Annotated in this window: 8 protein-coding genes; 6 read left to right on the top strand and 2 right to left on the bottom strand. The window is 35.2% G+C overall.

Annotation, left to right across the window (positions count from 1 at the left end; genetic code table 11):
• Nucleotides 1–223 precede the first annotated feature (223 nt).
• From FORMA_RS04780 to FORMA_RS04755, 6 genes are all read left to right on the top strand, one after another.
• The gene (locus tag FORMA_RS04780; RefSeq protein WP_069674581.1) at nt 224–3334 is read left to right on the top strand and encodes a SusC/RagA family TonB-linked outer membrane protein; all 3111 of its coding nucleotides are present in this window, start codon (nt 224–226) and stop codon (nt 3332–3334) included.
• A gap of 10 nt (nt 3335–3344) precedes the next feature.
• Nucleotides 3345–4862, top strand: a complete 1518-nt coding sequence (locus FORMA_RS04775; protein ID WP_069675450.1) for a RagB/SusD family nutrient uptake outer membrane protein — start codon at nt 3345–3347, stop codon at nt 4860–4862.
• 17 nt (nt 4863–4879) lie between these two features.
• A complete protein-coding gene (locus FORMA_RS04770) occupies nt 4880–5752 on the top strand; it encodes a hypothetical protein (RefSeq protein ID WP_069674580.1) in 873 nt (290 codons plus the stop codon).
• 126 nt (nt 5753–5878) lie between these two features.
• Nucleotides 5879–7279 carry a glycoside hydrolase family 30 protein gene (locus FORMA_RS04765; protein ID WP_231924966.1) on the top strand — a complete coding sequence of 467 codons (1401 nt, stop codon included), beginning with the start codon at nt 5879–5881 and terminating at the stop codon, nt 7277–7279.
• Nucleotides 7280–7291: 12 nt separating this feature from the next.
• The gene (locus FORMA_RS04760; protein WP_069674578.1) at nt 7292–8773 is read left to right on the top strand and encodes a glycoside hydrolase family 30 protein; all 1482 of its coding nucleotides are present in this window, start codon (nt 7292–7294) and stop codon (nt 8771–8773) included.
• Nucleotides 8774–8790: 17 nt separating this feature from the next.
• A complete protein-coding gene (locus FORMA_RS04755) occupies nt 8791–10176 on the top strand; it encodes a sugar porter family MFS transporter (protein WP_069674577.1) in 1386 nt (461 codons plus the stop codon).
• 441 nt (nt 10177–10617) lie between these two features.
• On the opposite strand, the gene FORMA_RS04750 is transcribed toward FORMA_RS04755, so the two are convergent.
• Nucleotides 10618–11112 (bottom strand): nuclear transport factor 2 family protein, encoded by a 495-nt coding sequence (locus tag FORMA_RS04750; RefSeq protein WP_069674576.1) that lies wholly within the window; start codon nt 11110–11112, stop codon nt 10618–10620.
• 27 nt (nt 11113–11139) lie between these two features.
• The gene (locus FORMA_RS09195) at nt 11140–11925 is read right to left on the bottom strand and encodes an antibiotic biosynthesis monooxygenase family protein (protein WP_157506029.1); all 786 of its coding nucleotides are present in this window, start codon (nt 11923–11925) and stop codon (nt 11140–11142) included.
• Nucleotides 11926–12008 lie beyond the last annotated feature (83 nt).

Below are 12008 nucleotides of genomic sequence, written 5' to 3'. Positions count from 1 at the left end.
ATTTATAGCTCAATTTCTTAAAATTTTCTTAATTTTTTACCGATTTCCGTGACATTAATCCACTTTTAATTTATCCAATTAAAATTTTAAATTACTGATTAACAGTATTTTAGGTATTTTTTTACAAATTCAAAATCCACTTTTTATTTATACGCCATTGATTTAAGATAAATACCAAACTATATTGCAACGCAAACGAAATAGTAATCTTAAATATTTTAATATGAAACTAACCAAACAGTTATTTTTTACCATTTCTATGATGTTGTTAAGTTACACAGCATTTGGTCAGAATGGTCTTACTGGTCAGGTCATTGACAACAATAACATGCCATTACCAGGTGTCTCTGTGGTGATAAAAGGAACTACCGTAGGAACTATTACTGATTTTGATGGAAACTACAGTTTAAACACTGAGCTTTCAGATTCTAAAGTATTGGTGTTTAGCTATATTGGCTTCAAAACTCAAGAAATTATTGTCGACGGTAAATCCGTTATAAATGTTCTAATGGAGGAAGATACAAGCCTACTAGACGAAGTTGTTGTCGTTGGATATGGCACACAGAAGAAAAGTGTTATTACAGGTGCGATTTCTGGGGTAAAACAAACAGAATTAGAAGATTTACCAATCACCAGAGTCGAGCAAACACTACAAGGGCGTGTTTCTGGAGTTACAATTGCTGCAACTTCTGGACAACCTGGTTCTAATTCTACAGTCAGAGTTAGAGGAATCACTACATTAGGATTTAACGAACCGCTATGGGTTGTAGACGGAGTTGTTGTAGATTCAGGTGGTATTGGCTTTTTAAATCAATCTGATATTGAATCTGTTGAAGTACTTAAGGATGCTGCATCCCAAGCAATATACGGTGCTCGAGCCGCTGCAGGTGTAATCCTTATTACTACCAAAAAAGGTAAATCTGGAAAGCTAAGTGTAAATGTAAACAGCTATACAGGTGTATCATCTGCATCTCGACAATTAGACCTTTTAAATGCCAGAGAATATGCTACTCTATTAAATGAAAAATATGTTAATGGAGGAGGAACTATTCAAATTACAGATCCATCATCTCTCGGAGAAGGTACAGACTGGCAATCCGTAATTTTTAACAATAGTGCCATGCGTTCTCAGCACGAGTTGAGTCTTAGTGGGGGTAACGATGTGTCCAAGTTTTATGCATCTTTTGGATATAACAAACAAGAGGGGATCGTTATGAGCGATATTTCTAATTATACTAGAAAAAATGTTCGATTAAATTCAACACACGAAATTTCAGATAAATTACGTTTTGGACAAACTTTAGGATATTCTAATGAGAAAAATGTTGGTATTGGAAACACAAACAGTGAGTTTGGTGGCCCATTATCTTCTGCCATCAATTTGGACCCAACAACTCCAATTGTAGAAACAGATCCTGTATTTGCAGGCCAAGCTCCATACACCAATGAAGGAATTTGGAGAGATAATAACGGGAACCCTTATGGTATTTCTAATTTTGTTGCACAGGAAATGTCAAATCCATTGGCCTATCAAAAGACCCGTTTAGGCAACTATGGTTGGTCTGATAATTTTGTGGGGAATACTTTTGTAGAGTATGAACCAATTGAGGGGCTTAAATTAAGAAGTACGGTTGGGGCAAAACTTGCCTACTGGGGATACAAAAGTTTTACTCCTGTTTCTTATTTGAATGCTGCTACAATTGTAAATCAAAACAATATATCGCGTGGAACGAACAGAGGATTGGGGTGGAATTTAGAAAACACAATTTCGTATTCTAAAAAAATCAAAGACCACAATTTTACTGTTCTTTTAGGGCAAGGTGTATATGCTGATAATATTACTTTTGGAGAGAGTGTAACTTATTATGATATTCCAGTAGATAACTATTCCGATGCATCATTCAATTTTTCAGTCCCTCAAGAACAAATTAATGCTTCTTCATATGAAGGTGTAGAACACAGAGTAACCTCATTGTTTTCGAGATTAACGTATGATTTTGATGAAAAATATTTGCTTACAGCAATTTTTAGAAGAGATGGTTCTTCTCGATTCGGTTCAAATAATAAATTTGGATTTTTCCCATCATTCTCTGCTGGATGGGTTCCATCTAGAGAAGAATTTTGGAACGATAATGATGTCGTAAATCAACTTAAAATAAGAGGTGGTTTTGGTGTAACAGGAAGTGATAATATTGGAGATTTTCAATACTTGTCGACAATTGGTGGAGGACGAAACTACACCATTGGCAACCCTGGTTCAATAGTTATTGGGAATAGCCCTAATGCACCATCTAATCCAGATTTAAAATGGGAGGAAACAAGCCAGTTAAATATTGGATTTGACACGCGTTTGTTCAATGACATTTCATTATCATTCGATTGGTACAAAAAAACTACTACAGGAATATTGCAAAATATAGCAATTCCAGGTTATGTTGGTGCTATAGGAGATCCTGTTGGCAATATCGCTGATATGGACAACATTGGTTATGACATCGAGTTGGGCTACAACAAAAGTTTTGGAGAATTCGATCTTTCCTTTAATGGAAACGTTTCTTATGTAGAAAATGAGGTTACTCATTTAGGAAATGGAGTAGATTTTCTTTCTGGAGGAGCATCTATTCAATCGACGAACTTTCCAATAACAAGAACTCAAGTTGGCCAGCCCGTGAATTCCTTTTATGGGTTCAAAACCAATGGAATTTTTCAGAACCAAGCAGAAATTGACAATTATGTTAGTTCAAATGGAACCATTATTCAACCAAATGCGCAACCAGGAGATTTCAAGTGGGTTGATATGGACGATGATGGGGATATTGACTCTGATGATAGAGGATTCTTAGGAAGTTCGCTACCAAAATTCACTTTTGGTTTTTCACTGAATTTAGACTACAAAAACTTCGATTTTTTCATGTTTTGTCAAGGTGCCTCAGGGAACAAGATTTTTCAAGGGTTAAGACGATTAGACATTGTTAATGCAAATTACCAAACAGCAGCCTTGGGGAGATGGGTAGGTGAGGGAACCTCAAATACTCATCCAAGACTGACAACCAATGACACAAACAACAACTTTTCTAATCCATCAGATTTCTATTTGGAAGATGGTGATTACTTGCGACTAAAAACTATTCAAATTGGTTATAGTCTACCAGAAAGTGTTTTGGACAAATTAGGAATTGATAAATTGAGGGTTTATTACACCGCAGAAAACCTCTTAACTTTCACTAAATACAGCGGATATGACCCTGAAATTGGAGGTGGAATTTTTGGTATCGATCGTGGGTATTATCCACAAGCTGTTACCAATCAACTTGGAATTAATTTACAGTTTTAAAAATAATATTATGAAGTTAAAAACATTTAAAAAAGTATTGATGTACATCCCTGTAGTATTAATCACAATGGCATGTGACAAAGAATACTTGGAAGTAGATCCTAAAGGAACTTTTCTTGAAGATAATTACTACAACAATGAAAGTGAAGCATATTCTGGATTAGTTGCAGTTTACGATATCTTAAGAAAACAATCAGGAGGTTTTGAAAATATGATTTCATTACTAAATTCTGGTTCGGACGATCATTATACAGGTGGTGGAAGTTCATCAGATGGAAGCCAACTGCAGGTATTTTCTAATTACACTATAAGCGAATCAACCATTGCGCCAAGCTATTGGAATGATTATTATCAAGGTATTTTCAGAGCCAATGTTTTATTGTCGAAGTTACCGCAAATAAATATGCCAGAGAATACCAAAGCAAGATTTGCAGCTGAAGCAAAGTCACTCAGAGCTTTATATTACTTTGAATTGGTACGTTTATTTGGAAACATTCCATTAATAACGGGTCCAATCAGTATTGATGATTATTATACTATCACACAAGCGGACCCAAATGACGTATATAATCAAATAGAAACTGATTTGACTCAAGCTATCCCAGCCCTTCCTGCAACCCTTGCAGAATTGGATATGGCCAGCGAGGCAGGAAGACTTAGTCAAGGGGCAGTAAAAGCACTTTTGGGTAAAGTTTATTTATATCGAAATAAAAACTCAGAAGCAGCCAGTATACTTTCAGAAGTGAATGGTACACCTGGTGCGACTAGTCCTTACGGTTATGCCTTATTGAATGATTTCTCAGATTTATGGGGTGCGGATATTGATTTCAATCCTGAAGCAATCATCGAAGTGTCTCATTCAAACCTTAGTAACTCAGGATGGGGTAATTGGGGCTCAGATTCAGACGAAGGAAATAGTCTAAATGTGATGAGTGGACCTCGAGGATATGTTAGGTTAAGCCCTAATGCACCAAGTTATGCATCTGGTTGGGGTTTCAATATCATTACTCAAAATTTATATGATGTAATGGTTGGCGACCCAAGATTTGATTCAACCATTGAAGATTTGCAAGCGTATGCCGATGCTGGAGAAGTGGAATTTGAACAAAGCTACCAACACACAGGCTACTATTTGAAAAAGTTTATGCCATTAACAAGTGATGTAACAACAGGAGGAGGAGAGCCAGTTTTGAATTACAGACAAAATACATATATCATTCGCTTAGCAGACACTTATTTGATGGAAGCTGAAGCTCTTGGAGGCACTGGAACACGTGCACAAGCTTTATTAGATGCTGTGAGAGCGAGAGTAGGACTGCCTTCAGTTCCAGTTTCTTTACAAGCGATTACGCAAGAACGTCGCTTAGAATTAGCTGGTGAAGGTCACCGATGGTATGATTTGGTTAGAACAGGGAATGCTGCTTCGGCATTAGCATTTAAAGGATTTACGCCTAATAAAAATGAAATTTTACCGATTCCTCTTCCAGAACTAGAAAATACAACATTAGTTCAAAACCCTAATTATTAATTATATAAAGTAATATTATGAAATTAAATAGAACAAAAAACAGTGCTTTTGAGGTTTTGTATGTACTACTCACGGCCTTAATCGTAATTTCATGTCAGCCTGATGAATTTCAAGATGCAAATGGACTTAGTGCTTCTGAAATGGATGCTAGTTTTACTATTACTCCAGTTGATGGGGTAAACAATACATATTTGTTTACAGCAAACAGCACTTATTTAACATCACAATGGAATGTTGCCGATGATACTGGATTTAATATTGGAGGCGCTACAAAAGAAGTATTCTTCCCAGATGCTGGCGTTTATACTATTAAACACAGAGTTACAGGAATTGGCGGAGCATCAACAATTGCAGAACAAGAGCTTGTCGTTGAAACATCTGACCCTTTAGCTGGGAATATTGTCAGAGGAGGAAAGTTTGATACTGCTGATGATGTTTCTGAATGGACAGTACTTAATATTAGCGCTTCTGGAACTGAATGGACTTTTGCTGATGGTAAAGCAAAAGTTGCTGGTGGTGGCTGGAACCAAAAAGGAATTTATCAAGCGGTTGACGTTATAGAAGGTATAACTTATAAAGTCGACATGTTGGTGAGTTCAACTACAGGTGTTCAAAATACTTGGTTTGAAGTATTTGCATCTTCTACAACCCCTGTAGACGGCTCTGATTACTCTGCTGGTGGAGCGATAGCAAAATTTAGCACATGGGGTGGTTGTGCCACTGAAGCATTTAGCGGTTATCTTTCTGTAGTAGGTTGTGATTTTCCAGGCGAACAAGGTGTTTTTGTTGCACAATCTACAGAAACTATTTATTTGGTAATCAAGTGCGGTGGCGAAGATTTATTGGACGGCGTTTCTGTCGACAATATTGAAATGAGAACTATTAATTAAAAAAAGAATTTTTTTGAATTGGTTTATTTGTTTGTGGGCCCATTTCCAAGAGATTAAATGGGCCCATAGCTATGGAAACAGACCATTTAAATTTATATTTTGAGGAATAAATTTGTACTAATATTATTGAGCACGATATTATTTCATTGCTCATCAGGAAAAGATAACTCGAATAATAGTTATATACCAACAAACCCAACTATTGATTACAGCAATGTTGATTTGTACTTAACCAATGCAGATCGAACACAATTATTTGATTTACAATCGGATAAAGTCCCTCTTTTTTTGGGAAATCAAAACTTTTCTATTACGGTAAATCCAGAAATTAAATTTCAAGAAATGGATGGTTTTGGTTTTACATTGACAGGAGGGAGTGCCCTACACATAAACAATATGTCACCTTCTCAAAGAGCAGAGTTGTTAAATGAGCTTTTTAATCCAGATAATATGGGAATTAGTTATTTAAGAGTTAGTATTGGAGCTTCTGATCTTGACGCCACACCATTTTCATACAATGATATGCCTAGTGGGCAGACAGATATTAATTTAGATAATTTCTCTATTGCTAATGATGAGCAAAATTTAATCCCTGTATTGAATGAAATTCTTACCATAAACCCAAACATTAAAATAATGGGCTCACCATGGTCTGCACCATCATGGATGAAAACCAACAATAATTCTATTGGAGGGAGTTTAAAACAAGAATATTTTGAAGTTTATGCCAATTATTTTGTAAACTATATTCAAGCATATGCCGACCAAGGCATTCCCATTAGTGCCATAACAGTTCAAAACGAGCCTTTGCATGACGGGAACAATCCTAGTATGTATATGGAATCATTGGATCAATTAAATTTTATTAAAAATCACTTAGGTCCAGCATTTGAAATGGCCAATATTCAAACCAAAATTATTATTTGGGACCACAATGCAGACAATATAATTTATGCTAAAAGTATTTTAGATGATCCTGTTGCTAATGCGTATGTAGACGGTTCTGCATTTCATCTTTATAATGGGTCTATTAATAATCTTTCTTCTCTACACAATGCCCACCCTAACAAAAATTTATATTTCACAGAACAATGGGTTGGTGTCAATAGTGAATTTGACGACAATTTGCGTTGGCACATGAAAGAGTTGATTATTGGTGCGACAAGAAATTGGTGTAAAACGGTCTTAGAATGGAATTTAGCCTCAAATTCAAGCCTTCAACCTCACACCGATGGAGGATGTACAGAATGCTTGGGAGGACTAACCATTGACGGTAATAATGTTCAGAGGAATGTTGGGTATTATGTCATTGCTCACGCTTCAAAATTCGTTAAGCCAGGTTCCAAAAGAATTCAATCCAATTACTCTTCTGATTTACCCAATGTTGCATTTGAAACTCCAGAGGGTAATATTGTTGTAATTGTACTTAATAATTCCAACATAGATATATCTTTTAACATAAAGACACCTGGAGAGTCTGTTACGACATCACTAAAATCAGGCGCTGTTGGCACATATGTATGGTAAATAATAAAAAATATGAACAAAAATCCCTTATATCTAGTTGCCCTAATAATTACCTTTTTTTCGTGTAAACAAAGCGAAAAAACAGAACGTTTAATCGAGAACCACAATGTAATCGATACAAAATCTAACTATATTAACAATGAGGTTAGTGTTTACACCACAGCGGAAAACACAAATAAAAGACTTTCTTTAGACAGCAAAAATTTTTTTGTTGAAGCAAATCAACCTTTAGAAACGGAAGTGGCTATTTTTGTCAATCCTCAAAAACAATTTCAAGAATTTTTAGGCATTGGAGGTGCAATTACAGATGCTTCAGCAGAAGTGTTTTCTAAACTAAGTAAAGATAAACAAGAAGAACTTCTCAACGCTTATTTTACTGAAGAAGGGATTAACTATAACATCATAAGAACCAGTATTCACAGTAGTGATTTTGGTTTAGGTAGTCATACCTATATAGAGGAAGGCGACAAAGAACTTAAGACGTTTTCTATAGAAATGGATAAAGTAAAACGCATACCAATGATAAAGCGTGCACAAGCGATAATAAATGACGATTTGGTGTTTTATGCTAGCCCTTGGAGTCCACCAGCATTTATGAAAACCAACAACCATATGCTTCGTGGGGGGAAGCTACTGCCGGAATACAATCAAGCTTGGGCAAATTACTACGTTAAATTTATCGATGCCTATGAAGCAGAAGGAATCCCTGTTTGGGGCGTTACCATCCAAAACGAACCTATGGCGGTACAGCGTTGGGAGTCTTGTATATATACTGCCGAAGAAGAAAGAGATTTCCTAAAAAATTACTTGGGACCAACATTTGAAAAGAATGGTTTTGGTGACAAAAACATTGTCGTATGGGATCATAATAGAGATTTAATATCTCATCGAGCCAACACTATTTTTGAAGATCCTGAAGCCAAGAAATATGCATGGGGGATAGGGTTTCATTGGTACGAAACATGGACTGGTGGAGACCCGAAATATGACAATCTAAAAAATATTAAAGAATCATTTCCCAAAATGAATTTATTATTCACTGAAGGATGTCAAGAAAAATTTGACCCCACTCAATACGAACGATGGTCTAATGCTGAACGTTATGGAAATTCTATGATTAATGATTTTAATAGTGGTACTGTAGGCTGGACCGATTGGAATATTTTACTCAATGAATTTGGAGGACCAAACCATGTACAGAATTTCTGTTTTGCGCCTATACATGCCAATACAAAAACAAACGAGCTAATTTATACCCCAACCTATTATTACATTGGACATTTTTCAAAATTCATAGAGCCCAAAGCAAAGCGTATTAGCACAACGACAAGTAGAAGTACAATTGAAAGTACATCTTTTCAAAATCCAAATGGGGATATTGTAACTGTGGTCATGAATAAAACGGACCTGCCAATTGATTATAAACTCATTGTTGAGGGTGCGGAAATTCAGCAAACAATTTTGCCTCATGCAATGCAATCTGTACTATATTAATTTAAAAAATTATTACATTGAGTAAGAGGACATATCTTTTATTTATTACCATAATTTCGGCTCTTGGAGGGTTATTATTTGGCTACGACACAGGAGTTATAAATGGCGCTCAATTTTATTTAAGCAAGTATTTTGAATTAAGCGACGCCTTAAAAGGTTGGGTAGTCGGTAGTGGTCTCTTAGGCTGCTTTATAGGTGCAATAACCTCAGGAAAATTAAGTATTAAAATTGGAAGAAAAAGATCATTAATAATTTCTGCAATACTTTTTACTATTTCAGCATATGGTTCTGGTCTTCCAAGTCTATTTCCTGAATCTGTAACTGTTTTAGTGATCTTTAGAATAATTGGTGGTTTAGGTATAGGTATTGCATCAATGAATGCACCGATGTATATTGCTGAAATTGCACCAAATTCCATAAGAGGTAAGATGGTAACGTATTATCAACTCGCTATAGTTATTGGTTTTTTTGCTGTGTTTTTGGCAACCTATTTTATTGGCAATGATTTATCTCAATCAGAAAATATTTCATTTGGTTGGCGACGAATGTTTTGGTCGGAACTAATTCCAAGTACTTTGTTTTTAATTTTATTATTCTTTGTCCCCAAAAGCCCAAGATGGCTAGCGATTAAAGGTAAACATGATGAGGCCGTAGAGGTTTTAATTAAACTTCAAGACGCAGAGAGTGCACACCAAGATATGCAAGAAATTAATTCATCGTTACAGTCTGATAAAACGGACTCGAACCAAGTAAATTATTTTTCAAAATCAGTATTAAGCATTATCTTCATAGGGTCCATTTTATCTATATTACAGCAGTTTACAGGCATCAATGCGGTATTGTATTATGGTGCAGATATTTTTGAAAAAGCATTAGGTTTTGGGCAAGACGATGTGTTAAAGCAGCAAATTCTTCTTGCTTTTATAAATGTTGTATTCACATTAGTTGCCATGTATGGTGTTGATAAATTTGGCAGAAAACCACTTATTTATGCTGGTTGTATTGGTATGATAATAGGATTTTTATTTTTGGGAATCACTCTACAACAACAATCCATAGGTGTTTTATCACTAATAGGAATATTGATATTTATTGCTTCATTTTCTTTATCAATGGGTCCAGTTGTTTGGGTATTACTTTCTGAAATATTTCCCAATAAAATTAGAAGTGTTGCCATGTCAATAGCTGTAGCAGCACAATGGGCTGCCAATTATTTGGTATCTCAAACATTTCCAATGGTTACTGGAAGTGAAATAAACAACAATGTCTTTTGGAATGGATCTTTACCCTATTTCATTTTTATTGGTTTCACTTTGTTTATAATTCTATTTGTCTACAGATGTATACCCGAAACCAAAGGGGTTAGTCTTGAACAACTTGAAAAGAAATTGTGGAATTTTTGAATTTATCGTTGTTATAGTTTAGGTCGATTTAAATCTTTATAAAAATTCCAAACTCTGTTTCGAAAATAGCTCAATGGGGTGTACAAAACCCGCAACAGTCGTTGCGGGTTTTTTTGTTATGTAAGATTCTTTAAATTTTTTATTTATTAAAATCTTTAGTAATATTAACCTTAAATACTACCAATTTGAAACTCTTATTCCTTATAACATCTTGTTTTCTATTTCAAGAGCTAGTTTTTGTCAAAATATCGACTGTTTTGAATTCAGATTTACACTCTAATTCGTTTTTGCTGTAATAGGTTATATCGTATAAACATCGTTTTTTTCTTCTATTTATAACCCTTTATCAGTACTAGTTTAAATTTAAATTATTCTATATAAAAAGGCACCCAATTGGGTGCCTTTTTTTGGTATTGGTTAGTAATTAAAGTGCTCTAAGATTTATTCTGGTATTTCATATTCTACAGCTTGTCCTTCAAGCCCAATAGACCAATGAATTTGAACGATTTTCCACTGTCCATCTATTTTTTTTATCACACCACTATTTCTAACGTTATTAACTTCTCCTGCTTCCCCACCAATATTGAAGGTGAAATCAAGCTCTTGCGTATATGAAGCCATATCACCGCCATCAGCCATGACAACATTTAATTTCCGCGCGCTAAAGACGGGATCTTTAATAGCTAACTGAGCTTCTACTGAAGGCTCAATTTCAGCCCAGCCAGAGAGGTACTCAGCTGCATCTGTACCAATTAAGATTGCATCTTCGGTAAAGGTTTCTTTGGCTAATTCAAGACTACTTTCTGTAAAGAAATCAAATTGACTTGCAATAAAATCATTCGCTTCTTGAGTAGCCTTTTCCATGTCAACAGACGCTGTGTTGTTGCAACTGCTTAGCAACACACATATTGAAAAAAAACTAATTATGTATTTCATAATATTTTGGTTTTAAAATTTAAACAATTAAAAGGACTGGTAGCCCGTATTTGGATGCACAATATTAATCCCATCTGCACCTCCTTTAAGGAAAGGCACCATTGCGCCTATTACAGTATCTTCGGTTTGCCTCCATTTTAAATAAGCGGCATAGTGGTCATTTGTCGCCCATTCACCAACGACCCAAATGGTATTACTATTCTCATTGATTGTCATCTCTAAAGAAAGGCATCCCTCGTATGCTCTTGTGGTAGGTAGACCACCTTCGCTGTTTAAAATTTCCAAAACATTGTCAAGTTTCCCTTCTTTTATATCCAAAGAAACAATAACTAAATTTTTGGGATAAACAGCGTCAACCATTCCACCAAAGTCAAAATAATCCCCTTGTGCGTTAAGTAAACCATCCTCGTCAAAACCAAAGTACCAGTAGCCTTTTAGGCTTAACTCTTTTTTGGTTTGAACTTGTGTTCCTGTCCATACCCCATAGGTGCGTACACTTCCATTCAAGTTTCCTAATGTGTCTGATCCAGGGAGCCAAACTTCAGGAGTGTACTTAACATTATCAAAGGCCATATGGTAGCCTTTTATGTTAGCCATAAACTCATCATAGCCCATTTTTTCTGAACCATACAAAGACGTTTCAGCAACGATATCTTTACTTATAAGTGCGGCTTGTCCGTCATAATCTTCTAGCTCATGAAGCTGAAAAAGCTTTTTGGCTGTTTCTAAGTTTTTTGCATAGTCAGGGTGTTGTTGTTGCATACAACTAGAAGCAAATAGAACTACTATTGCTAATAAGGATATTTTTTTCATAGTTTTAATTATTGGTTAATTATGGCTTAAATCTATTAAATTAACTTTTAATTTACAACTAATTTTTTTTATATTTAGGTCAT

This window comes from Formosa sp. Hel3_A1_48 (genome assembly GCF_001735715.1).
Taxonomy (GTDB): domain Bacteria; phylum Bacteroidota; class Bacteroidia; order Flavobacteriales; family Flavobacteriaceae; genus UBA3537.
This window is presented reverse-complemented; position numbering and strand designations above follow the sequence as displayed.

Excerpts from the sequence above, each read along its gene's own strand:
- FORMA_RS04770 (WP_069674580.1), top strand. The coding sequence starts at position 4,880 with ATGAAATTAAATAGAACAAAAAACAGTGCTTTTGAGGTTTTGTATGTA.
- FORMA_RS09195 (WP_157506029.1), bottom strand. The coding sequence starts at position 11,925 with ATGAAAAAAATATCCTTATTAGCAATAGTAGTTCTATTTGCTTCTAGT.
- FORMA_RS04760 (WP_069674578.1), top strand. The coding sequence starts at position 7,292 with ATGAACAAAAATCCCTTATATCTAGTTGCCCTAATAATTACCTTTTTT.
- FORMA_RS04780 (WP_069674581.1), top strand. The coding sequence starts at position 224 with ATGAAACTAACCAAACAGTTATTTTTTACCATTTCTATGATGTTGTTA.
- FORMA_RS04750 (WP_069674576.1), bottom strand. The coding sequence starts at position 11,112 with ATGAAATACATAATTAGTTTTTTTTCAATATGTGTGTTGCTAAGCAGT.
- FORMA_RS04775 (WP_069675450.1), top strand. The coding sequence starts at position 3,345 with ATGAAGTTAAAAACATTTAAAAAAGTATTGATGTACATCCCTGTAGTA.